This window comes from Kocuria marina, assembly GCA_014652975.1.
Lineage (GTDB): Bacteria > Actinomycetota > Actinomycetes > Actinomycetales > Micrococcaceae > Kocuria > Kocuria marina.
In genome coordinates, this window is the sequence record BMZV01000004.1 from 220,866 (window position 1) to 243,948 (window position 23,083).

Here is a 23,083-nt window from a genome sequence, read left to right on the forward strand (position 1 = left end):
CTGGGCACGGATGATGATCTGTCAATGATCAGTGTCCACCCTATTGTGCTGGCCCCCGTCGCGGCATGCAATTTCACCACCTCGGGATGTCACCGGGTGCCGCAGGAAGGCAGCTCCACGACCGATCCGGACGCCGCTTTTTCGACCCCTTCCACAGCATCTCCCAGTGTCTTCACCTCGATCACCGTGAGACCATCCGGGACGTGCCCGGCCACCTCACCGCAATTGTCCGAGGGGGCCAGGAAGTACGTGGCACCGGACTCCGCTGCGCCCTGCAATTTCTGTCGGATCCCGCCGATGGGACCGACCTTCCCGTCCGCCGAGATCGTTCCGGTACCCGCGATGTGTTCGTCGCCCGCCATCGATCCGGGGGTCAGTTCCTCGACGATCCCCAGCGCGAACATCATCCCGGCGCTGGGCCCACCCACCTGGTCCAGTTGGAAGTCCACGTCCACGGGGAACTCGTATTTCGGTACGAGGTACACGCCGAGCTGCCACCGCTGCGAGTCCTCGTCCCGGGTCAGCTTCACGTGTTCGGTGACCGTCCTGCCGTCCCGGCGCACGACGACGTCCGCTCCCCGCTCCCCCGCGGCGTCGAGTTGCTCGCGCAACAGCTCGAGCGAGGTGACCTGCGTGCCGTTCACGGAGAGGATCCGGTCCCCGGCCCGCAGGACACCGTCCGCGGCGCCGCCGGGGATCACGGCGTGCACGGTCAGGGTGGTTGTGAACGGCTTGCCCAGGTGGTTCAGCGCGGCCGCCACGGAGTCCTCCTGGGAGGTGACCATGGCCGCGGCGTTGGACTCGTCCACCTGCTGGCCCGTGGTGTCCGGCGGGTAAAGGGTGTCCTCCGGGATCACGGCATCGGAGGGATCCAACCAGCCCAGCAGCGCGTTGATGGAGTTGAGCCGCCCGGAGGGTCCGCCCGTGACGTACACGGTGGTCAGGTCCAACCGGCCGTCGCTCGGGTAAGTCGGGGCGCCCGTGATCTTGACGAGCTGCTTGTCGTCGTGGCTGCCCACGGTGTTGAACGTGGGTCCGGCGGATTCCACGACGTACGGCGCGGGCAGCACCACGCCCGCGAGCAGCAGCACCGTGGTCCCCGCGAGCGCGACCGACGGCAACGACCGGCGGCGGAGGAATCCGCGCCGCGCCCCCTTCTGCTCACCCGTCACGTCGCTTCCTCTCCACGGCCTCCAGGACCGTCCCAGCGTACTCGGCCCACCCTGGGAAGGTCCCGCGCACACCGTCTGGGGCGTACGTCGCACGCCCTCGTGGAAGGTTCGAAGACGCCACACGGCCGGGGACGGCGGCGTCGCCCGCTCCCGGTGAACGGGCGCCCGGAGGATACCTGAGCCATCAGCGAACTGGGCGCGCACGCGGTGGTTCGGGCCCGGGGCGGACGGCTAGGGTTTGAGCAGTCCTAGATCCTCCACGACGATTGGCGGTCCCATGCCTTCGAACCCTCCGAACGACGAGAACGGCGAGAACCCCAAGGACCCGTTCCAGGAGATGTTCGAGCGTCTGCTGGGGTCCGGGAACATGAAGCCCGGTGACATGCCGGCCGGTATGCCCATGGACCCGCAGGCCATGTCCATGATGTTCCAGCAGATCCAGTCCATGATGAGTTCGACCTCCTCGGGGGAGCCCATCAACTGGGAGCTCGCCAACCAGCACGCCCGTCAGGTGGCCGCGCAGAAGGGCGACGCGTCCGTTTCGGCGAAGCAGAAGGGCGCCGTGAACGATGCCATGAAGCTCGCGGACCTGTGGCTCACGGACAACACCGCGTTCGGCGAAGCCCCCGTGCTGCCGTCCGCGTGGGCGCGCGCCGAGTGGATCGAGGCCACGTGGGAGACCTGGAAGGAGATGACCACCCCGGTGGCCACCTCCGTGTCCAAGGCCATGTCCGACGCCCTGACCCAGCAGTTGCCCCCCGAGCTCTCCCAGGCCATGGGCGGGGCGGACCTGTCCGGGATGCTCTCCGGCGCGGGCTCCATGATGTTCGGGATGCAGCTGGGACAGGCCGTGGGTGCGCTCTCGTGCGAGGTGCTGTCCTCCACCGACGTGGGCATCCCCCTGGCCAAGGACCGCTGCGCGCTCGTGCCGTCCAACGTGGCCGAGTTCAGCGAGGGGCTGAACCTGCCGGCCTCGGACGTGATGCTGTACCTGGCCATCCGCGAGGCCGCCCACACGCGTTTGTTCCACGGTGTGCCGTGGTTGCGCCAGTACGTGCTGGACCTGATCACGGCGTTCGCGTCCGAGATCCACATCGACATGGACCGGATCGAGTCCATCGCCCAGGAACTCGACCCCTCCGACCCCTCGGGCATCCAGGACGCGCTGGCCTCCGGCGTGTTCAGCCCCGAGATGACCCCGCGCCAGGAGGCCACACTCGCCAAGCTCGAGACGGTCCTCGCGCTCGTGGAGGGTTGGGTCAACCGCGTCACCGTGGCCTCCACCGCCAACATCCCCTCCGCCGCCGCCCTCACCGAGATGATGGCCCGACGCCGCGCCGAGGGCGGGCCCGCCGAGCGCACCTTCGGTTCCCTCGTGGGTCTCGAACTGCGCCCCCGCCGATTGCGTGAGGCAGCGACCTTCTGGGGCTACGTGGAGGAACAGCGCGGGATCACCGAGCGCGACAGCCTCTGGGAGTCCCCCGAGCTACTGCCCACCAACGAGGACCTCGACGATCCCCAGGGCTTCGAGGAGCGCCGCGGGCTGCTCACGGCCAGCGACGAGGAGATGGACGCCGCCCTGGAGAAGCTGCTGGCCGGCGGGTACGAGGACGGCCGGCAGGCCCCGGGGGGCGCGAGTTCCACCGGCCAAGCCTCCGCGGACGCGAAGCAGGGTGCGTCCGGGGAGACGTCGACTGGACGCGAGCCGGGTGAGAGCACGGGCACTGCCGGCGACGACGACCAGGACGATCCCGACACCACGCGGGACGAGGACTGATCGTGGGCGGCTGGGCCTCCGTGTAGTAGGCCCGTCGTACGGACTTCAGGGTTCGCGGCCGGGCCCGTACGAACGGCACGGAGCCACTCGCACCGAGACTCGTGCGGACCTCGTACCGGCCCCTCGCCGACCCGGCTCGCCGGGCTGGCCCCTCGGGTGCCTCACTCCCGGCCCGTGACCTGCGCGGGGTTCCGCTCCGCCCACGCGGCGCCGTCCAGGAACTGGCCGGCGTCGTGCGCCCTGGGGTGGCGCCGTGCCATCTCCCAGAACCGCTCGTTGTGGTGAGCCTCGAGCAGGTGCACGAGCTCGTGCAGCACCACGGTCTCCAGAACCCACTCGGGCGCGTCCGCGAGTCGCCGTGAGATCCGAATGGCACCCGTGGCGGGGGTCGCCGAGCCCCACCGTGTGTGCTGGCGGGCGGACCACGTGATGCTCGTGGGCCGGGCACGACCCTCCAGGTAGGTCCGGGACAGCCGCTGCGCCATCTCCTCCAGCGCCGTGTCGGAGTGCCGCGTGCGCGAGGCCGCCTCCGCCGCGCGCCGCTTGGCCACGACCCTGGGAACGAGAGTTGCACTCCAATGCGCGATCTGGGCACGGGTGGCCCGTTGCGGCACCGAGAGCACCACGGCGTCCCCGCTGAAGTGGGCGTTGACGGTCTTGGTGCGGCGGGCACTGCGCTTGACGACGATCTCCGGCATCTCCTCCGGTGGTTCGACGATTCTGGCTCGTGGTGGGGGCATGCCCCCAGTTCACCACCCCGCCCGGGCGGGGCACGAACCGGGACGCAGAAGGGGAGCACGGTGCCCGCGGCACCCGTCCTGTGGATTGCCCCGCTCCGGCCGCGGGAGCACCCCGCTTCGGCAACCCTGGTGCCATGACCCACCGTTGCCCAACCGCCCCCGAGGAACCCTGCGCTCCCCCGGCGCTCGACGAGCTGCGCGTTCTCGCGCTCGGGCTCGACCCCCTCACCGCCGCCGTGTGCCTCGCGCTCGCGGAGGCCGGGGTCTGCCTGCTCAACGTCCGGGATCCTGCACCCGTCGGGACCGCGGACGTCCGCCACGGCCCGTATCCCGCGGAGTTCCAGGGCCAGCCGCGTGAACTGGTGCTGAGGACCCTGTTGCGGCGCAGATCCCCGCGCTGCGCCCCGCTCAGCGCACCCGAGCTCTTCCCGTCGGCGGCGGTGCCCACCGCCGTGGTGCTCCACACGTGGTCCGTGCCCGGTGATCTCGTGGCGGACCTCGCCACGGCTTCCTCCCCGGACCTAGACCCGGCGCTGCCCACCCTGAGCGTGGTCCGCGACGGCGGGTCCGTGGTTGTCTGGCCCCTCACCGACTGGGCGCACCGCCCGTGCCGGGCCTGTGTGGCGAGTGCGGTCCGTGAAGCGCGACGCGCGTTCCGTGGGTCCCCAACCACGCCCGGCGAGCCTCTGCTTCCGCGTCAGGACGGGACGATGGCCGTGCTGACGCGCACGGTGGCCACCGGGGAGATCGCGGGTCGCCTGCTGTCCCACGTGCTGCGGGACGACGCCGCTCCGCGGGCGGCACCGTCCGACCCGCCACACGACGCTCCCCCGGACGTGCCACCTGCCGGCACCGAAACGGCACCGTCCGGCCCACCGCCGGCCCGGCCCACCGCCGGAACGCAGTCACCTGACGGTCCGGAAGCGTGCCTCGTGCTGCGCCGGGGGCTGACGGTTCTGCCTTTGGCCCCGGATCCGAGGTGCCTGTGCTCCCTCGCGTTCACCGGGCTGTGAACCGTGTGTGCGGAGTGCGCCGTACCACCCGTGCCCGCTCAGACGGAGTCGCGGTCCACCGTGAAGGCCCCCGCCGTGTCCGGGGGCGAGGGTGCGGGCTCGTCCCGCACCAGGGCGTTGATCACGGCCACGATGTGCCGGGCCGTGACCTCCGGGTCCAGCGCCACCATGGTCAGCGGAGGGTCGGCCAGCGCCGCCGCCGGGGAGTCGTTGACCCCCACGATCGCGAGGTCCGCGGGCGCTTTCCAGCCGAGCCGCCGCATCCCGCAGAGCACGGCGAGTGCGGCGGTGGTGTCGTGGGCGCACACCCCGGACGCCCCCGGGTGCCGTTCGCGCCACTGCAGCAGCACATCGGCCGCCCCGCGGGGATCCGCAGGAAGGGGAAGAGCGCTCGGGCGAGGCAGGCCACGGGCCGCGCACTCGCGCTGCAGCACCTCGAAGCGCCACTGGGAGACGCCGTGCATGTGCTCCCCGCCCGTGATCGCATAGCCCAGGTGCGTATGGCCCGCGGCCACGAGCCGCTGCACCTGCACCCTGGCGATGTCCCGCTCACGGAGACCCGTGATCCACCGCCCCATGTCGTCCGAACCGGTCCAGGAGAGGACGCCGCGCACGCCACTTCGACGCATGCGCTCGGCGTCGTCCTCCGCGAGGTCCCACGCGAGCACGGCGGCCGGCGTCACGGAGGACCAGACCTGGGCGGCGGGGCGGCGGGTCCACGCATGGATCACCATGGACAGCCCCACCTCGGAGAACAGCACCGAGAGCCGCTCCACGATCACCCCGATGTCCTCGGTGAGGGACCCCGCTGGCGGGAGGTATAGCAGCACGGAGGTGGAGCGGCCCCGGCCGAGCGCCCGCGCCTCCGCCGAGGGCGCGTAGGAGAGCTCCCGGGCGGCGTCGAGCACGCGGCGTCGGGTGCCCGCGGAGATGGACTGTGAGGGGGTGTCGTTGAGCACGAAGCTCACGGTGGTGCGGGAGACCCCGGCCAGCCGTGCCACGTCGGCGCTCGTGGTCCGCCGTGCGGGGGTGCGGTGCCGGTGCATGCTCGTGAGTTCTCCCTGGAGGTCGGTGGCCACATGGTAGCGAGTGGCCCACCGCCGCCGGGCCCTGATGCCCCACGAATGTGAGCTGTTACACTCGACAACCATCAAGCTAACACGCGTTAGTGTGCACCGGCACGGACCGCTACCGACCCGGGCCCCTCCCGGCGCACGGCCTGCCTGCAGGGAACTGGAAGCGGCCACGTCGCCGCGAGGTTTCGGAGCCGGTACCCGTCGGGAACGCCGTCGGGCACCGGCTGCACCACCCGGATCCGACCGGGGCGCGCGACCGCAAGGAAGTTGGAGAACCACATGGACACTCAGGACGTCGACGTGATCATCATCGGTGCCGGGATCTCCGGCATCGGCGCCGCTCGGGAGCTCGCCGGCACCGGCCGCACCGTCCGCATCCTCGAGGCGCGCGAGAACATGGGCGGCACGTGGGACCTCTTCCGGTACCCGGGTATCCGCTCGGACTCGGACATGGCCACCTTCGGCTACCGCAGCCACCCCTGGACAGGAGAGCGCAGCCTGGCCACTGGGGACACCATCCTCGACTACGTCCACTCGGCGGCCGAGGAGGCCGACGTCACGAAGGACATCCGGTTCGGGCGGCGCGCCGAGCAGGCACGGTGGTCCTCCGAAACCCACACGTGGACCGTCACGCACCGCGACGTCCACACGGGCGGGGCCGAGCAGCTCACCGGCCGGTGGCTGTTCATGGCCACGGGCTACTACCGCTACGACGAGGGCTTCACCCCCGACTGGCCCACGCTGTCCGAGTTCGAGGGGACCGTGGTCCACCCGCAGCACTGGCCGGAGGACCTGGACGTGGCGGGCCGTCGCGTGGTCGTGATCGGCAGCGGCGCCACCGCCGTGACCCTCGTGCCCGCGCTCACGGACCGCGGCGCTCACGTGAGCATGCTGCAGCGCTCCCCGTCCTACGTGGCCTCCGTGCCCGGCAGGGACGAGACTGGCATCAAGCTGCGCAAGTGGCTGCCGCCGCGCGTGGCCGGGGAGGCCAACCGCTGGCGCAACATCGTGCGCTCCATGGCCATCTACGAGTTCAGCCGCCGCCGACCGCAGGCCATGCGGGACCTGCTGCACCGCGGGGCTGTGAAGCACCTGGGCCCCACCTTCCCGGTGGACGAGCACTTCACCCCCGAGTACGACCCGTGGGACCAGCGGCTGTGCGCGGCACCGGACGGCGACTTCTTCAAGGCTGTGCGCGGGGACCACGCCGAGGTGGTCACGGACACCATCGAACGCTTCACCGCGGACGGCATCCAGCTGCGCTCGGGCCGTCACCTCCAGGCGGACGTGATCGTCACCGCCACGGGGCTCAACGTGCAGTTTCTTGGGAACATGGATCTCGTGGTGGACGGGGAGACCGTGGATCCGGCCGCGCGCGTGAGCTACCGTGGCATGATGCTCGACGGCGTCCCCAACATGGCCTTCGCCATCGGGTACACGAACTCCTCGTGGACCCTGCGCGTGGACCTGATCACAGAGTACTTCCGGCGGCTGCTGGACCGCATGGACCGCGAGGGTGCCGTGGCCGTCACGCCCCGGTACTCCGGCCCCCGCACCGGGCTGCGCCCGCTCATCGACCTGGCCTCCGGCTACATCCAGCGTGGCGCGCACCTGCTGCCCCGCCAGGGCCGCGACGGGGCATGGAACGTGCGGCAGAACTACCTGCGGGACCGGGTGCTGTTCCGTCCGGGTGCCGAGAAGGACGAGCAACTGGAGTTCACGGTGCCCGCCCGCACCGCCTCGGGGGTGGGCGCGTGAGCACGCAGATGTGGAACGGGCTGAGCTGGCGCGAGACCGGTGAGGGCACCCCGGTGCTGCTGATCCACGGGATCGGACGCAGCCTGGCCGACTGGGACGAGCAGCACGAGCGTCTGGCCGCGCGGCACCGTGTGATCAGCGTGGACCTCCCCGGCTTCGGTGGCTCCGAGGTCCCCACCGAGGGCATGAGCCTCTCGAATCTCGCCTCCCGCGTGGCGGAGTTCGTGCGCGCCCAGGGCATTGCGCCGGCCCACGTGGCCGGCAACTCCCTGGGCGGGGCCGTGGCCATGCAGCTCACCGCCGACCACCCGGAACTCGTGCGCAGCCTGCTGCTCGTGGACTCCGCAGGATTCGGACGGGGCGTGAGCCCGGCCCTGCGTCTCGCGGCGCTGCCCGGGGTGGGCGAGCGCGCACTGGCACCGAGCCGCAAGGGTGCGCTGCGCTCCGAGCGGGCCATGTACCACGACCCCGCCCTGGCCACGCCCGAGCGCGTGGAACGCGGCTACGAGCTCGCGCAGCGCCCCGGCGGCTCCGAGGCCATGCTGCAGATGCTGCGCTCGATCGGCTCGATCGCGGGTGTGAAGCGGCCCTGGCGGCGCCGGCTGCTCCCCCGCGTGCGGGCCACCGGTGTTCCCGTGTTCATCATGTGGGGCGACAAGGACACGGTGCTGCCCTTCCGTCACCTCGCCCGCGGGGCGAAGGCCCTGGGGGCTCGCAGCCACCGGTTTCCCGACACCGGCCACGGGCCCATGATCGAGCGGCCCGACGAGTTCGCCCGCCTGGCCACCGAGTTCTGGGCGAGCGCGGAGCGCAGCTGACGACGCCGCACGGGCCGGTCCCGGCCGGGCCTCGGCCGCACCCGCTTAGCGGCCGCCGCGGCGTCGTGCCGGGGTGCGCGGCGCGGGGGGCAGCACAGCATCGAGGAAACGGGACCGGACCCGGTTGGGCCGACCGCCCGGGGTCCGGGACAGCGACCACGAGAGCACGAGGTGCTCCCGCGCGCGGGTGATCCCCACGTAGAGCAGCCGGCGCTCCTCGTCCATGGCATCCGGGGTGTCGGCGAAGCTGATGGGCATGAGTCCCTCGGAGAGCCCCACGAGGAACACGGCATCCCACTCCAGGCCCTTAGCCGAGTGCAGGGACGCGAGCGTGACCCCGTCCACCACCGGGGCCTCCTGGGTGGTCGCACGGCGTTCGATCTCCTGCGCGAAACCGGCGAGCGACAGCGTCTCGCCGTCCGCCACGGCGCGGCGGGCCATGGTGTCCGCGAGCGAGACGAGTGCACGCAGGGACTCCCACTTGGCGCGCGTGGCGCTGTCGGAGCGCGGGGCCCGCTCCGTGTAGCCGAGCGAACCGAGCATGTCCCGCACCTGCTGGGGGACGTCCGCGCGGTCCGCGCCCGCCGTGCGTGCGGCGGAACGGATCTGCACGATGGCCTGCCGGATCTCGGGCCGGTTGAAGAACCGTTCGGAGCCGCGCAGCTGGAAACCGATGTTCGCATCCGCGAGTGCGGCTTCGAATGCCTGCGACTGGCCGTTGGTGCGAAACAGGACGGCGATCTCGTGCGGGGCCACGCCGTCGTCGATCAGGTCCTGGATCCGCACGGCCACGCCCGCGGCCTCGGCCTCGTCGTCCGGGTACTCGTTCCACGCGGGCTCGGGGCCCGCGGGGCGCTGGGAGACCAGGCGCAGCGGTGTGGCCCACGTGTCCGGGGTGGACGTGAGGGACGGACGGCGCGCGGCCAGCAGCCGGTTGGCGGTGTTGACCACCTGAGGGGTGGAGCGGTAGTCGCGGATCAGCTCCACCACAGACGCGCCGGGGTACCGGGACGGGAACTCCAGCAGGTGCCGGGACGTGGCGCCCGTGAAGGAGTAGATGGTCTGGGAGGCGTCCCCCACCACGCAGAGATCGTCCCGGGAGCCGAGCCACGCGTCCAGCAGCCGCTGCTGCAGGGGCGAGACGTCCTGGTACTCGTCCACCACGAACTGGCGGTACTGCGCGTGCACCGCCGCGGCGATCCGCTCGTCCTCCTCCAGGATCCCCACCGTGATCAGCAGGACGTCCTCGAAGTCGATCAGGTGCCGGTCCGCCTTGAGGTCCTCGTAGGACTGGTAGAGCCGCTGCATGGTGCGGACGTCGTAGCCCGCGGGCATGTCCCGCTGGCCCGCCGCCTGCGGATAGGTGTCCGGGGTGTGCATGGAGACCTTGGCCCACTCGATCTCGGCCGCGACGTCCCGGACGGTCGCCCGGTCCGTGGTCAGGCGCATGGCCTGGGCGGCCTCAGTGATCAGTCTCGCCTTGTGGTTCACGAGCCCCGGCGGGGGCCCACCCACGGCCTGCGGCCAGAAGTACTGCAGCTGGCGCAGGGCGGCAGAGTGGAAGGTCCGGGCCTGCACACCGGGAGCCCCGAGGGCCCGCAGCCGCTGGCGCATCTCATTGGCGGCGCGCGCGGTGAAGGTCAGGGCCAGGGTCTTCTGGGGGGTATAGACCCCCGAGGCGATGCCCCACGCGATGCGGTGGGTGATGGCCCGCGTCTTGCCGGTGCCCGCTCCAGCGCGCACGCACACCGGACCGTTCAGTGTGGTCGCGACCACGCGCTGCTCCGGGTCCAGGCCTCCGAGGATCCGCTCCTCGGCGCTCTGCTCCACGCTCACCAGTCGGTCCCCGGGAGGTCCTCGCCCAGCCAGCTGACGATCAGCGCGTGCGCGATCGACACCCTCCCCGGCAGCGTGACCTCACCGGTGCGGGTGCTCGTGAGCAGCTGCTCGCGCGTGAACCACCGGACGTCCAGGATCTCCTCGCCGTCCGCCTCGGCCACCGACGTGTGGGCCACGGCGCGGAAGCCCAGCATCAGGGAGCGGGGAAACGGCCACGGCTGAGAGCCCTGGTACTGCACGGTGTCCACCGTGATCCCGGCCTCCTCGCGCACCTCGCGCACGACCGCTTGCTCGGCGGACTCCCCCGGCTCGACGAAGCCTGCGAACGTGGAGTACATGTTGCCGGCCCATGCCGCAGAGCGGCCCAGCAGGATGCGCTGCGAGGCCGGGTCCGGGCCGTCCTCGACCACCGCCACGATGACCGCTGGATCCGTGCGGGGGAAGTGCAGCGAGTCGTCCTCGGGGCAGCGCCGGGCCCACCCGGAGCGGATGCTCTGCGTGAGCGCCCCGCAGCGAGGACACCGCGGGTGGTCGCGGTGCCACAAGGCCACCGCCTGCGCCGTGACGAGCAACGACGTCTGCTCGGGGTCCACCACGGTGGCCAGCGTGCGCAGCCCCTCCCACCGGGCACCGTCGAGACCGGACAGCTGGGTGTCCTCGGGGAAGGTGCGCAGGATCACCTGGGTGCCGTCCGCCAGGCGGCCCAGGTATACGTCCGGGCGGCCGGCATCATCCGTGGGTCCCGGGACCTCCGCCACGAGCGGGAGGACCAGGGCGCCGTCGCGCGTGGGGGCCTGGGAGCCCCGCAGCACGAGCACCCGCGCGGTGGGCGAGGCGAGCGCCTCAGCCACGAGATCGCGGTGCTCCCGGGCGACTGCGTCCCGGTCGAAGGGGCGCCCGGCGAAGGGCAGCTGGGCGTCGTCGAGCAGGGGCGCGACGGCGCCGGGACGGTCCTGGCATGAGATCATCCGACCACTGTAGACCGGGGTCCGGACATCCTCACGGGCCGCGGTGGACAGCCCGCCCCGGGCCGAGGCCGGTAGGGTGGGTGAGGTGAGAACGACCCCCGAATTGCTGGCCGCCGTCGCGGCCGCGGCCGTGCCCGGGGTGGCCCCTGTGGCCACCGGTCCTTCTCCCGACGACGCCGCGGATTTCCGCTCGTGCGTGGTCCAGGACTCCGAGGGCCGCCGCTGGCGCGTCCGCAGTCCCCTGAACACCGAAGCGAGCATGCGTCTGGAGACCGAGCACCTGGTGTTGCAGGCGTTCACCCCGTCCGTGCGCTCGCGGTTGCCGTTCCACCTGCCCACGGTCGCGGGGTCCGTGGCGCAGGACGGGTTGCGCACTTTTGTCTACTCGCACCTGCCGGGTCACACGCTTAGCCTGCGGGAGTTCCAGCGGCAGAACGAACATCCCGAACCTCCCGTGCACACGCCCTCCCCGAGTGCGACGCCGCGCGCCCCCCTGGCCGTGCAACTGGGCCGTTCGCTCGGGTGCCTTCATTCTCTGCCCCGTGCGCTCGTGATGGACGCGGACCTGCCCGCCTACAGCGCCGAACAGTGCCGCAAGCGCATGCTCCACGATCTCGATCAGGCCGCGACCACGGGGCTGATCCCCGGGGACCTATTGCGCCGGTGGGAGGAGGCCCTCGAGGACACCACGCTGTGGCAGTTCTCCACGCGCGTGGTGCACGGGGACCTACACGAGGACAACATCACCGTGGACCACGGTTCACTCGCGTCCTTCACGGGGTGGAGCGATCTGCACGTGGGCGATCCCGCCGTGGACTTCTCATGGCTCGTGGGCATGTCCGACCCTGCGTTCGCGGACACCGTGATAGAGGCCTACTCCGTGGCGGCCGTCCAACCCCCGGACCGCCATCTGTTGCGCCGCGCGCACCTCAAGGCCGAGTTCGCGCTCGCGGAATGGCTCGTGCGCGGTGTGGACCGGGGCATCACGTCCATGGTGGACAACGCCCAGCGGATGCTCACGACCCTCGCGGCGGACGTGCGGGCCAGCGCGTCGCCGTCCCCGGGGGTGGCCGGTCCGCCGCCCGCCTCGACCGCGTCGGCCGCCGCGTCCGGTGCGGATCGGGCCGGCGACTCCGACGTCGACTCGGTGGACCGCACTGACTCCGACGGCCGCGCCCTCGACGGCGACTCCGCCCCGGACGGTCACCCCAGCGACTACGGCTTGTCCCCCGACCATCACTCCGGCGAGGGCGGCTCCTCCACCGGCGGTTCCTCCACCGGCGGTTCCTCCGCGGCGTCCGGATCCGTCACGCCCACCTCGTAGAGCGAGCTCACCACGGCCTCGAGTTCTGTCTCGTCCGCGAGGTCGTGGGGACGCACCACCTGGTCCGCGGCCACGTAGTAGAACGCCGCCGACACAAGCTCCACCGGGACCTCGTGCAACCGCGCGAACGCCAACCGGTACAGCGCGAGCTGCCCGGACTTGCGCTTGAGCTCCCGACCGTGCGGGATTCGCCCTGTTTTCCAGTCCACGAGTTCCCAGCCGTCCGCGGTGCGGAACACGGCATCGATCCGACCGCGCACCGTGAGCGACCCCACCGGGGTCTCCACGGGCAGTTCGATCGCGTAGGGCTCCAGAGACGCCCACGGGCTGTTCCGGAAGGTCTCGGCGAGCCGGGGCAGGTCCAGGTCCTCGTCCACGTAGTCGTCGGAACCGGGCAGTTCGTCCGCGTCGAAAATCGCGGAGTCCCCGAAGTAGTTCTCAACCCACGTGTGGAACGCCGTACCCGCCCGGGCCGCGGAGCCCGGTTTGCGTGGCATGGGTCGGCGCAGATTGCTGATGAACCCCTCGGGATCGGTGTCCATGGCCACGAGCGCGGACGCCGAGACGTGGGAGGGCATGTGCACGCTGCGGTCCTCCTCGGACGCCGCGCGGCGACCCAGCAACAGTTCGGCCTCGCGCCGCCACCGCGTAACCACGTCACCGGAGGGCCCCTGTGCCAACTCCTTGTCCGTGAGCTGGCGGGTGTCCGGGAAACCGCGCTCGGCCACGGCGCGGGCAGCGCGTTCCATGACCTCTCGGCGGCCTCGGTGTGCCGGAGCGATCACGGTTTCCATGTGCTCGCCGTCCGCGGAGCGTTCGGTGCGCACGAGTTCCGGTCCCTCCACGGGGTCGTACGGCCACAGCGCGCTGACCCGGGTGTCCCGCTGCGGGTTGGTGGCATCCGGTTCCGGCTCGGCCCACGGACCCGCCTCGAAACCGGGGCTCGATCCCTCGACCAACTCCCGCGCTTCGAGCAAAAACGGTGAGGCCTCCTTGACCTCCTGGGCGGTGCCCCGGAACACGCTGCCGGAGAGTTCGAGCAGGGACTTGGCGCGCGTGAACGCGACATAGGCCAACCGACGTTCCTCGGCGAGGTCGTACTGTTCGACGTCCTCCGCGAACTCCTCGTAAGAACTCTCGAGTTCGCGCACGTCCGAGACGCGCGCATCCCACTGGGGCAACTGAGCGGCGTCGCCACGTAACGGCCACGGCAGCTTGGCCGCTTCCAGGGTCCACGCGGAGGACTTCTTGGAGGGGAAGTCGTTCTTGTTGAGCCCGGGGACGTAGACGTGGTCCCACTCGAGGCCCTTGGAGGCGTGGACCGTGAGCAGTTGTACGGCGTCCCGGCGCGTGTACGCGGGCGGAAGTTCCAGGCCGTTCTCTTCGTGGGACGCGGCCTCGAGCCAGTCCAGGAACGCGGCGACGTCGTGCGTGCGGGTCGTGGCCGTGAACTGGACCGCCTGGTCGTGGAAGCCGTCCAGGTTGCGCCGCGCGCGCACGGGATCCTCCCCGGGCAGCGCGGCGAGTTCGATATCGAGGCCCAGCACGGTCTCGACCTCGTGGATCACGGTGGTCAGCTCGTCCCCGAGCACACTGCGCAGGTCTCGCACGTCCCGGCGCAATGCGCGCAACCGGCGCACGCCCTCGGCACTGATCCCGCGACCGCGCGAGGAGACCCAGCCCTCGGGGGGCAGTGTCTCGAGCGCCTCGATCAGGCTCGCGCGGTCCACGATGTCCGCCATGACCACGGGCTCCTCGGCATTCTCGCCGGTGGTGGCCGCGTCGTCGGCGGGCTCCGGATCCTCGCCGCGCGCGGCCCGCTCGTGGCCGCGCTCGAGGGCCGCGGCCCAGTCGCCGAGTGCCGCGAGGTCGCGTGCACCCAGCCGCCACCTGGCACCGGCGAGCAATCGGGCGAGGGCATCCGAGCGGCCCGGATCGGTGAGGACGTGGAGCATCGCGACGACGTCGGCGACCTCCGGGGTGTGCAACAGCCCACCCAGCCCGACCACTTCGTAGGGGATGTCCCGGGCTTCGAGTTCCAGGCGCAGGGGTTCGAACTGCGCGCGTTTGCGGCACAGCACGGCCATGGTGGGCATCTCGTCCGGGGCCTGGCCCTGATGCGCGGCCCGCTGGTCGTGGATCGACGCGGCCACGGCCTGGGCCTCCTCGGTGTCCGTGAAGTAGCGGCTCACCCGCACACGACCGCGCACCGCACCCGGCGCCGGGTCCAGCGGCGGGACCTCGACCGTGGCCGCGGAACGGCTCCACGCGGGCGGGGTGCGCAGCGGCTCGGCCACGGCGTTCGCCACCTCGAGGACCGCGAGGCTGTTGCGCCACGCCGTGGTGAGGAAACTCGTGTCCGCGAACCGGGACGGCTCCACGTCCGAGGACCCCCGGACCGGGAAGTTCTCCACGAAACTGAACAGCTGGCCGGAGGACGCCCCCCGGAAGCCGTAGATGGACTGCTGGGGATCGCCCACGGCCATGACGCAGTGCCCCTCCCCGAACAATCCCGAGAACAGGGCCAACTGGGCGTGGGACGTGTCCTGGAACTCGTCCAGCAGGACCACCGAGAAGCGTTCCCGCTCGACCGTGCGCGCGTGGGGGTCCATCCGCACGATCCGTGCCGCGAGTGCCAGCAGATCACCGTAGTCGAGCGCCGAGTCCACGCGCTTGGCCGCGCGGAAGCGCTCCACGAGCTGCGCGAGGACCTCGGTCTGCTCCATCCGGCGCACGGCGTCCTGCACCTTGCGCCCCGGGGACTTCTTCCGCCCGTCCGGAGGGGTGTCCAGGCACATCGCACGCAGCCGGCCCACGAACTCGTGGATCCGGCGCGGTTCCACGAGGTGCTCCGAGGCCTCGGACGCCAACTGCATGAGACCCGTGGTGAGCGTGGATGCGGCGGGCACGGTCGCGGGCAACGGACCGTCCCAGCTCTGCACGAGGTCGTGTGCGAGTTGCCAGGCCTGGGCCTGACCGAGCAGGACGGTGTCCGCTTCCACGCCCAGCCGAAGCCCGTAACTGCGTACGAGCGAGTTCGCGTAGGAGTGGTACGTGCTGACCGTGGGCTCCTGCGCCGCGGCCGGGGCGTTGTCGTCCTCGGGTTCGTCGATGAGTCCCGCGCGGCGCAGGTTCCGCAGCTTCTGGTTGATCCGCTGGGACAGTTCGCCCGCGGCCTTGCGCGTGAAGGTGACCCCGAGGATCTCGTCCGGGCGGGCCAGCCCGTTGGCCACAAGCCACGCGACGCGATCGGACATGGTGGTCGTCTTACCCGAGCCCGCGCCCGCCACGACCAGTCGTGGGGTCAACGGGGACGCGATCACCGCGGCCTGTTGCTCGGTGGGCGGGAAGTCCCCGAGCGCCTCCGCGATTTCGTACGGGGAATACCGGACCTCCTGCGGTGAGCGGGGCTGGGGGGCGGAATCCTGCTGGGTCATTTCTCTGTGACCTGCCTTCCCTGGGCGCACAGCGGACACAGCCACGGGACGGAGCACCGGATCCCGAATCCGGCCTCCTGATCCGCGGTGTGCCGCGCTTCGAATCGCGTGCCCGCCACGAGGAGGGCCGCTTGCGTGATGAGGTCCCGCGCCCAGCGGTGTTCCTCGTCCAGGGGGTCCTGGACTTGCACACCGGGCGACGCCGCGGGGCTGCCGAGCTGGACGAGCAGCGCTCCCCCTGGTTGGGCGGACACGGCGCCCTCGGGCAGCTCGATGCGCTCCGGACGTCGGGTCTCATGCAGATCCTCGGTGCGGGAGGCCTCCTGCATGGCCCGCCCGGCGCCGGCCTGCAAGGCCACCTGATACGCGCCCAGCTGCGGGTGCTCGGGGATGTCCTTCTTGGTCGGCTGGTGTTTGCCGGTCTTGAGATCCACGACGACGTGGCGCCCGTGGGCGTCCACCTCCAGCCGGTCCACGCGCCCGGTCAGCAGGGCGTCCCGGGCCTCGCTGCGCACCAGGACCTCGAAACTGCCCTCCACGGAGACGAGCTCGCGCCCGTGCTCGGAGCGCATCTCCCGCGAGTATTGCGCGAACTTACGCAACATCTTCTCCGCGCGTTCGAGCTCCTGCTCCCCCGTCCAGCCGTGGGGCATGCCCAGGGAGGGCCAGCGGCGGCGCAGGTGCGCGATCAACTCGACGCTGTCGGCGTCCGGGAGTCGCTCGGCGATGTCGTGCACGAGCGTTCCCAGGCTGCGCCGCAGATCGGTCACCTCGGTGGCATGGGCCTCGCTCACGAACCAGTCGAGCGGGCTGCGGTGGATCGTCTCGATCGTGGACGGGGAGACGCGTACCGCCTCGTCCGGTGCGAACAGCGCGTCCTCGGTGGACAAAGCGTTGCGGCCCCACCACTGCTCGGGCGCGGCACCCGGCACGGGCTCTGCGAGGGCGGCGAAATCATGCAGCAGACGCGCGGCGGCCTCTCGTTCGTGGGCGGCCGCGTCCGGTTGCTGCACGGTGCGGCGCAGCGCACCCGTGAGCTGGCGCAACGTGAGGGGTTCGGGTGCGCTCAGTTCCTCGACGGAGATGCCGGGATCGTCGCGGCTCCCACCGGCCACGAGGTCCACGAACTCGGACGGTTGCTCGTCCTGGCTGGCCACCGCGGTGACCGTGAGGCCGGCCGTGGCGCGGGAGACGGCCGTGGCGAACTGCCGCAGTTCGTCGAAGCGCACCTGCCGCAACCGGTCCACCGCGCTCAACCGTGTGGCCTGTTCCGGCCCGTGGTCCAGGGCGTCGGTGAGCACGTCCGTTCCCAGCAACTGACCGCGCAGGGCGGTGTTGGGCCACACCCCCTGTTGCACCCCGGCGACGACCACGTGCGCCCACTGCCGACCCGCCGACCCCGCGGGGGTCATCACCGAGACGTTGTCCTCCGCCGGTGCTCGGGCCGCCAGGGTGTCCATGGGCAACTCCTGGTGGTCCATGTAGTCCATGAACGCCCGTGCCGTGGCGCCCGGGACCTGGTCCACGAACCGCTCGGCGGCCTCGAACAGTCCGACGACGGCGTCCAGGTCCCGGTCCGCCCGCACGGCCTCCGCTCCCCCGGCCAGGGCACGACGCCGCCAGCGCGGTGCGACCCCGGACGCGTCCCACAGGGCCCACAACACGGATTCAGCGGTGGCGCCGGGCTCGTCCAGCGCCTCCTGACCGGCCTGGAGCATGTCAGCGACGCGCGCCGCGGAATCCGAGTGCACCTCCGCGAGCTCGAGCAACACACCGTCCGCGAGCGCCTGGACGAGGAGGTCGTCGCTCGTGCGTCCACCCCCGGTACGCAGCTCGTAACCGCGCAGTTTCTGGCGGATCCGGCGCACCTCCATGGGGGACGCCCCGCCGATCCGCGACGTCAACAGGGCCACCGCGGCACTGGCCGTGAGCATGGATCGGTGGGCGGCCCGCTCACGGTCCGCGTCCTCGGCCTCCGAGCCTTCCATCGACGTTCCGGAAGCGGAATCGGGATCGTCGCCCGGTTGCCCACCCCGGCCCGGGCCGGCCTCCTGTGCTTCCTGATCAAGTGCTCCGTCCGGTTCCGCGACCGCATCCTGCGCCGCGAGCAACAAGCGCAGGGCATGCAGCAGCGGGATCACCGCGGGTTCCTCCCGCAAGGGGGTCTCGGCGGCGGACGTGGTCGTGGGCACGCCCAGCGCCGACAGCTGCCGGGTCAGCGCCGACAATTGGGAACCGCTGCGCACGATCACCGCCATGTCCCGGTAGGGCACACCGTGCAAAACATGCAAACGCAAGAAGTGGTCCGCGCACCAGCGCGCCTGGGCCGTGGGCGAATCGAAGAGCGTCGCGCGCACCGAACCCGGCGCTGCGGCGTCGTCGGCAGGGTGGACGTCGTCGGGGGCATGGAGGTCGTCGGCTGTGTCGGCATCGGTTGCCTGGGAGGCGATGTGCTCGGTCGCACGGGGTTGCTCGGGAGCCCGCTGGACCCGGGCCCCCGGCACGACCGAGATGGCCCGCGCCACGCGCTGCCACGCCTCGTTGACCCGCAGCGGCATGCGGTGACTCGTGCCTAGCTGTAAGCGCTGCAGTGGCCGAGCGGGGGTGCCCACCCGGTCCTCGAGCGTGCGCAACAGGTCCGGGCGGGCGCCGCGGAACCCCTGGACGGTGGTGTCCGGATTGGCGGTGAACACGGCGTCCCGGCCCCGGGTGAGCACCCCGATGAGCCGGTGGGCGGACGGGGTGGCGTCCTGGAGGTCGTCCACGAGCACGACGTCCAACCGGTCCTGTTCCCGGGCGAGGAAATCCGGATTCTCCTCGAGGACGCGGGCCGCGCGGTCCACGAGCTCGGACGGGTCGAAGGCGTTGGGCATGCGCAGGGCGCGGATCTGCTGGTACTCGGCGCGGAACGCCGCCGCGCTGCGCCACTCGGGGCGACCGAGGGGTTGCGCCCAGCGCGCCAGGACGTCGGGCGCCATGCGGTATTCGTTCATGCGGTCGAACAGCTCGCGCAATTCGCCGCGGAAGCCGCGCGTGCCGAGCGCCTGATCGAGTTCCGCGGGCCACACCACGGGGCTGCCGTACCCGGCAGCGTGCCCGCGCATCATCTCCGCGAGGAACGCGTCCTGTTCCGGCCCGGACAACAACACCGGTGTGGTGGTGACCCCGGGCAACAGGTCCTGGGCCTGTGCGCGGCGCAGGACGTCGAACGCGTACGCCTGCCACGCGCGTACGAGCGGCGTGCTGATGGTCGCGCGCGCACGGCGGCTGATCTCGTCCCGCAGCGTGGCCGCCAGTTCACGCGATGGCGCGAGCACGAGCAGGCGCTGCGGATCGGCTCCCTCGACGATCCGTCGCACCGCACCCTCCACGGTCACCGTGCTGCGCCCCGTCCCGGGCGCTCCCAGCACGAGGACCGGCCCGTGGTCGGCCGGTAGCTCCACGACGGTGCGTTGCGCGGGGTCCAGCTCCGGGTCCGCCCCGCCGGATTCGACGCCGCGGGGCGGCAGGACGCGCCAGGACGGTTCACGCTGCGTTCGCATGTGGTGATCACATCACGGTCATCCGACACGCATAACGGCCCGCGCACCGACCGGTACCGTGGTCGCATGGCTTCCCCGCACGACACAGGTGACACCGATCAGCCCGCACTCTTCGACGTGCCGTCCCCGCCACCCGCGGCGGACCCCGAGGAGCCCGCCGCGCCGCAGCCCGAGCAGCCCACGCTGTTCGACGCCGCGCCCGAGCCCGGGTCTGAACTCACGCGGGACAACGCTGCCGACACCCGCTCCGCGCCCTCACGCGACCGCGCGTCCGAAGTAGCACAGACCGCCGGCGACGACGCCGTCGAGCCCGCGGCGACCGCAGCAACCGTCCCCCACGGGGCGGCTCGCAGGGAGGTCGGCGCCGCGCCGTCGTGGACCGCCGGCGAGCGCGCGGCGTTCGACCTCGAGACCACGGGGCGGGATCCGCAGGAGGCGAGGATCGTGACGGCGTCGGTGGTCCTCGTGGACGCCACTGGGACCGTGACGCGGGAATGGGAGTGGCTCGCCGATCCCGGGATCGAGATCCCCGCGGAGGCCGCCGCGGTCCACGGCGTCACGACCGAACGGGCCCGCGCCGAGGGCCGCCCCGCCGCGGAGGTCACCGCGCAACTGCACGACGTGCTGAGCGGGCTGTGGCGCGCGGGGATCCCGGTGCTCGCATTCAACGCCGCCTACGACCTCACGGTCCTCGCGAGAGAGAGCGAGCGCCACGGTCTGCCCGCCCCGGCCCCGATGCCCGTGCTGGACCCGTTCGTGCTCAACAAGCAGGTGCACCGCTACCGCCGCGGCAAGCGGACGCTGGGCGCACTGTGCGAGGAGTACGGCGTGGTCCTGGATGCCGCACACACCTCCGCGGCGGACGCGCTGGCCACCGAGCGGCTCGCCACCGCCCTGGTCGAACGGTTCGCAGAGCTCGAACGACCCGCGGAAGAGCTGCACGAACTGCAGATCGGCTGGGCAGCCGAGCAAGCGGCGTCGTTGCAGGAGTACTTCCGGCGCCGAGATCCCGAGGCCGTGGTGGACGGCACGTGGCCCGTCCACCCGCACCCCTGACCCCACCCGCACCACTACAGCGACCGTCACGCGCACGACCGCGGCCGTCGCACTGCGCAACGACGACGGCGCGGCACCGCCGGGAACCACCCGGGCGGCGCCGCGCCGTCGTCGTACAGGAAAAGGCGTACAAAAAAGGCGGAGCGGATCAGCCTTCGGCGGGTCGAGCCTCCGCTGCCGCACGAGCCGCGGCGGGAAGGGCCGAGAGGATCCGGTCCATGGCCGAATCGTCGTGCGCCGCGGAGAGGAACCACGCCTCGAAGACCGAGGGCGGGAGGTAGACCCCGGCATCCAGCATGGAGTGGAAGAACGGCGTGTACCGGAAGCTCTCCTGAGCCTTGGCGTCCGCGTAGTCGTGCACCCCGCGGGCACCGGTCCCGAAGGCCACCGAGAACAGGTTGCCGGCCACCTGGATCGAGTGATCGACCCCGGCGGCATCGAGGGCCTCGTGCACCCCCGCCTGCAGCTGCTCGGAACGGCGGTCGATGGTCTGATACGCGATCCGGTCCGCGCACTTGAGCGTCGCGATCCCCGCGGCCATAGCCACGGGGTTCCCGGACAGCGTGCCCGCCTGGTACACCGGGCCCATGGGGGCCAGGTACTCCATGATCTCGCGGCGCCCGCCCAGTGCGGCGGTGGGCAGTCCCCCGCCGATGACCTTGCCGAACGTGAACAGGTCCGGGACCCAGTCCTCGCCGTTCTGGTTGCTGAGCCCCCAGTACCCGGCCTCGTGGACGCGGAAGCCCGTGAGCACCTCGTCCAGAATCATCAGGGCGCCGTTGTCCCGGGTGATCCGACGGATGTGCTCGTTGAAGTCGTTCTCCGGGGTGACCACGCCCATGTTGCACGGAGCGGCCTCGGTGATCACCGCGGCGATCTCACCGGGGTGCTCGGCGAAGACGGTCTCGAGCGCCGCGACGTCGTTGTAGGCCACCACGAGCGTCTGGGCGGCGGTGGCCTCGGTGACTCCCGCGGAACCCGGCAGGGCCAGGGTCGCGACACCGGAACCGGCCTCCGACAGGAGCGAATCCACGTGACCGTGGTAGCACCCGGCGAACTTGACCACCAGGTCGCGGCCCGTGAACCCGCGGGCCAGGCGCAGCGCCGTCATGGTGGCCTCGGTGCCCGTGGAGACCATGCGGATCTCCTCGAGCGGGGCCACGCGGTCCACCACGAGCTCGGCGAGTTCGGTCTCACCGCGCGTGGTGGCGCCGAAACCGAGACCGCGCTCCACGGCCTCGTGGACGGCCTCCGTGACCACGGGATGCGCGTGACCGATCAGCGCGGGGCCCCACGAGCACACCAGGTCCACGTACTCGCGCCCGTCCACGTCCGTGAGGTACGGGCCCTTGGCCGCGGCGATGAACGGCGGGGTACCGCCCACGGAGTTGAACGCGCGCACGGGCGAGTTGACGCCCCCGGGCATGACGCGCTGGGCGCGGTCGAACAGTTCTTGCGAAACACTCATGAGATCACTTCATTCCTTTCGCCGGGAGGCTCTCCCGGTGAGACCGTGCCGCGCGACGGCGCGGGCGCGGGGGTTCTGGGGTTACCTGCCGTTCTCCTCATGGAACCAGCGGGCGAGCTCGGTCGCGTAGTAGGTCAGGATCGAGTTGGCCCCGGCGCGCTTGATGGACAGCACGGACTCGCGGATCGCGGCGTCGCGGTTGATCCAGCCGTTCGCCGCGGCGGCCTCGATCATCGCGTACTCACCCGAGATCTGGTACGCCGAGACCGGCACGGGGGACGCGTCCGCGACCTCGCGCAGGATGTCCAGATAGCTCATGGCCGGCTTGACCATGACCATGTCCGCGCCCTCGTCCAGGTCCAGCTGCAGCTCCAGCAGGGCCTCCCGGCGGTTCGCAGGATCCATCTGATAGGTTTTGCGGTCACCCGTGAGCGTGGAGTCCACGGCTTCACGGAACGGGCCGTAGAACGCGGACGAGTACTTGGCGCTGTAGGCGAGGATCGACACGTCCTCGCGGCCCGCAGCGTCCAGTGCCGCGCGGATCACGCCCACCTGGCCGTCCATCATCCCGGAGGGTCCCAGCATGTGGGCGCCGGCCTCGGCCTGGGCCAGGCCCATGCGGCCGTAGATCTCCAGGGTGCGATCGTTGTCCACGCGGCCCTGATCATCCAGCACGCCGCAGTGGCCGTGATCGGTGAACTCGTCCAGGCACAGGTCCGACATGACCACGATGTCGTCCCCCACCTCGTCACGCACGGCACGGATCCCGCGGTTGAGAATGCCGTCCGGGTCCAGCGCGGCGGAGCCCTCTGCGTCGCGGGTCTGCGGGATCCCGAACAACATGAAGCCGCCCAGCCCCAGCTCCACGGCTTCGGCGGCCGCGCGCTTGAGAGAGTCCATGTTGTGCTGCACCACACCGGGCATCGAGGCCAGGGGCTGCGGCTCGTCGAGTCCTTCCTTGACGAACACGGGCAGGATCAGCTCGGACGGCGTCACGCGGGTCTCCGCGGTGAACCGGCGCATGGCCGGGGTACTGCGCAGTCTGCGGGGCCGTGACACGAGGTCGTACGACACGTCATGGTCGGTCATGGTTCA

The 23,083-nt window shown here is 71.5% G+C and carries 14 protein-coding genes and 1 pseudogene; 6 read left to right on the forward strand and 9 right to left on the reverse strand.

From position 1 onward, the window contains the following. Nucleotides 1-89 precede the first annotated feature (89 nt). Nucleotides 90-1,172 (reverse strand): YlbL family protein, encoded by a 1,083-nt coding sequence (locus tag IE157_RS10500; RefSeq protein ID WP_098053956.1) that lies wholly within the window; start codon nucleotides 1,170-1,172, stop codon nucleotides 90-92. 277 nt (nucleotides 1,173-1,449) lie between these two features. Here IE157_RS10500 and IE157_RS10505 point away from each other — a divergent pair, with 277 nt between their 5' ends. Next, the gene (locus tag IE157_RS10505; RefSeq protein ID WP_193519922.1) at nucleotides 1,450-2,949 is read left to right on the forward strand and encodes a zinc-dependent metalloprotease; all 1,500 of its coding nucleotides are present in this window, start codon (nucleotides 1,450-1,452) and stop codon (nucleotides 2,947-2,949) included. A 161-nt stretch (nucleotides 2,950-3,110) separates the two neighbouring features. Here the strand turns inward: IE157_RS10505 and IE157_RS10510 are convergent, their stop codons facing one another. Beyond that, nucleotides 3,111-3,647 (reverse strand): M48 metallopeptidase family protein, encoded by a 537-nt coding sequence (locus IE157_RS10510; protein WP_052160959.1) that lies wholly within the window; start codon nucleotides 3,645-3,647, stop codon nucleotides 3,111-3,113. Between the two features lie 176 nt (nucleotides 3,648-3,823). On the opposite strand from IE157_RS10510, the gene IE157_RS10515 reads away from it, so the two are divergent. Beyond that, a complete protein-coding gene (locus IE157_RS10515) occupies nucleotides 3,824-4,702 on the forward strand; it encodes a hypothetical protein (protein WP_193519923.1) in 879 nt (292 codons plus the stop codon). A gap of 38 nt (nucleotides 4,703-4,740) precedes the next feature. Here IE157_RS10515 and IE157_RS10520 read toward each other — a convergent pair whose 3' ends face one another. Continuing rightward, nucleotides 4,741-5,781: a LacI family DNA-binding transcriptional regulator gene (locus tag IE157_RS10520; RefSeq protein WP_260850548.1), complete on the reverse strand. Its 1,041-nt coding sequence runs from the start codon at nucleotides 5,779-5,781 to the stop codon at nucleotides 4,741-4,743. Between the two features lie 276 nt (nucleotides 5,782-6,057). Between IE157_RS10520 and IE157_RS10525 the strand changes: the two genes are divergently transcribed. After that, nucleotides 6,058-7,536 carry a flavin-containing monooxygenase gene (locus IE157_RS10525; RefSeq protein ID WP_064846094.1) on the forward strand — a complete coding sequence of 493 codons (1,479 nt, stop codon included), beginning with the start codon at nucleotides 6,058-6,060 and terminating at the stop codon, nucleotides 7,534-7,536. Beyond that, complete coding sequence (locus IE157_RS10530) at nucleotides 7,533-8,354, forward strand: alpha/beta fold hydrolase (protein WP_197493103.1); 822 nt, start codon at nucleotides 7,533-7,535, stop codon at nucleotides 8,352-8,354. The genes IE157_RS10525 and IE157_RS10530 overlap by 4 nt, the downstream gene beginning before the upstream one ends. 45 nt (nucleotides 8,355-8,399) lie before the next feature. Here IE157_RS10530 and IE157_RS10535 read toward each other — a convergent pair whose 3' ends face one another. Further along, nucleotides 8,400-10,190: an ATP-dependent helicase gene (locus IE157_RS10535; RefSeq protein ID WP_098053948.1), complete on the reverse strand. Its 1,791-nt coding sequence runs from the start codon at nucleotides 10,188-10,190 to the stop codon at nucleotides 8,400-8,402. Then, on the reverse strand, nucleotides 10,187-11,161 hold the full coding sequence (gene nudC / locus IE157_RS10540) for an NAD(+) diphosphatase (protein ID WP_193519924.1): 975 nt from the start codon (nucleotides 11,159-11,161) through the stop codon (nucleotides 10,187-10,189). Before nudC ends, IE157_RS10535 begins: the two co-directional genes overlap by 4 nt. An 85-nt stretch (nucleotides 11,162-11,246) precedes the next feature. Here nudC and IE157_RS10545 point away from each other — a divergent pair, with 85 nt between their 5' ends. Further along, the gene (locus IE157_RS10545) at nucleotides 11,247-12,485 is read left to right on the forward strand and encodes a macrolide 2'-phosphotransferase (protein WP_318281436.1); all 1,239 of its coding nucleotides are present in this window, start codon (nucleotides 11,247-11,249) and stop codon (nucleotides 12,483-12,485) included. Here the strand turns inward: IE157_RS10545 and IE157_RS10550 are convergent. Further along, the gene (locus IE157_RS10550) at nucleotides 12,398-15,922 is read right to left on the reverse strand and encodes an ATP-dependent DNA helicase (protein ID WP_193519925.1); all 3,525 of its coding nucleotides are present in this window, start codon (nucleotides 15,920-15,922) and stop codon (nucleotides 12,398-12,400) included. The genes IE157_RS10545 and IE157_RS10550 overlap by 88 nt on opposite strands. Continuing rightward, a complete protein-coding gene (locus IE157_RS10555) occupies nucleotides 15,919-19,464 on the reverse strand; it encodes an ATP-dependent DNA helicase (protein WP_193519926.1) in 3,546 nt (1,181 codons plus the stop codon). The genes IE157_RS10550 and IE157_RS10555 overlap by 4 nt, the downstream gene beginning before the upstream one ends. A 372-nt stretch (nucleotides 19,465-19,836) precedes the next feature. Between IE157_RS10555 and IE157_RS10560 the strand changes: the two are divergent. Further along, nucleotides 19,837-20,520, forward strand: a pseudogene (locus IE157_RS10560) (exonuclease domain-containing protein); the annotation flags it as partial. Between the two features lie 148 nt (nucleotides 20,521-20,668). On the opposite strand, the gene hemL reads toward IE157_RS10560, so the two are convergent. Both hemL and hemB read right to left on the reverse strand, forming a co-directional pair. After that, a complete protein-coding gene (hemL, locus tag IE157_RS10565) occupies nucleotides 20,669-21,988 on the reverse strand; it encodes a glutamate-1-semialdehyde 2,1-aminomutase (protein WP_064846089.1) in 1,320 nt (439 codons plus the stop codon). 81 nt (nucleotides 21,989-22,069) lie between these two features. Then, entirely contained in the window at nucleotides 22,070-23,077 is a 1,008-nt protein-coding gene (gene hemB / locus IE157_RS10570) for a porphobilinogen synthase (RefSeq protein WP_064846088.1), read from the reverse strand. Nucleotides 23,078-23,083: the final 6 nt, after the last annotated feature.

Bases quoted from the DNA above. Each gene is read 5' to 3' on its own strand.
- IE157_RS10505 (WP_193519922.1), top strand. From the start codon at position 1,450: ATGCCTTCGAACCCTCCGAACGACGAGAACGGCGAGAACCCCAAGGAC.
- IE157_RS10510 (WP_052160959.1), bottom strand. From the start codon at position 3,647: ATGCCGGAGATCGTCGTCAAGCGCAGTGCCCGCCGCACCAAGACCGTC.
- IE157_RS10515 (WP_193519923.1), top strand. From the start codon at position 3,824: ATGACCCACCGTTGCCCAACCGCCCCCGAGGAACCCTGCGCTCCCCCG.
- IE157_RS10525 (WP_064846094.1), top strand. From the start codon at position 6,058: ATGGACACTCAGGACGTCGACGTGATCATCATCGGTGCCGGGATCTCC.
- nudC (WP_193519924.1), bottom strand. From the start codon at position 11,161: ATGATCTCATGCCAGGACCGTCCCGGCGCCGTCGCGCCCCTGCTCGAC.
- IE157_RS10550 (WP_193519925.1), bottom strand. From the start codon at position 15,922: ATGACCCAGCAGGATTCCGCCCCCCAGCCCCGCTCACCGCAGGAGGTC.
- IE157_RS10555 (WP_193519926.1), bottom strand. From the start codon at position 19,464: ATGCGAACGCAGCGTGAACCGTCCTGGCGCGTCCTGCCGCCCCGCGGC.
- hemL (WP_064846089.1), bottom strand. From the start codon at position 21,988: ATGAGTGTTTCGCAAGAACTGTTCGACCGCGCCCAGCGCGTCATGCCC.
- hemB (WP_064846088.1), bottom strand. From the start codon at position 23,077: ATGACCGACCATGACGTGTCGTACGACCTCGTGTCACGGCCCCGCAGA.